This window comes from Rhodococcus sp. CX, from assembly GCF_015865005.1.
In the GTDB taxonomy this organism is placed as follows: Bacteria; Actinomycetota; Actinomycetes; order Mycobacteriales; family Mycobacteriaceae; genus Rhodococcus.
Window position 1 is genome coordinate 135 of the sequence record NZ_JADZGH010000277.1, and the last position, 338, is coordinate 472.

Consider the following 338-nt stretch of genomic DNA (forward strand, 5'->3'; position numbering starts at 1 on the left):
CCGAACAGCCCGAGGACGGCGACCGCGATCGGATCCGCGGGCACGAGCAGCGGTGGTCCGCGGAGGTCGTGCGGCTCGACGATCTCATCGCGCAGCAGCGTCGCGTCGCGACCCTCGACGACGAACGGTCCCGGCTGGACGAGCGTCGTCGCACGCTCGCCGCCGACATCGAACAACTCACCGCGCAGCGGGATGCGTTGCCCGTGCGCCGCGACGAGGCTGCTGCCGCCGTCCGCGCCGCGGAACAGGCCGCGGCCGCACTGCCGGGTCTCGCCGCAACCCGCGACCGCGCCGCCGATGCGGTCGCCGCAGCGGACGAACTTGCTTCGCGCAGAACC

General features: G+C 74.3%; 1 pseudogene. It reads left to right on the forward strand.

What is annotated here, in order from left to right:
* Positions 1 to 338, forward strand: a pseudogene (locus I0Q12_RS31265) (SMC family ATPase); the annotation flags it as partial.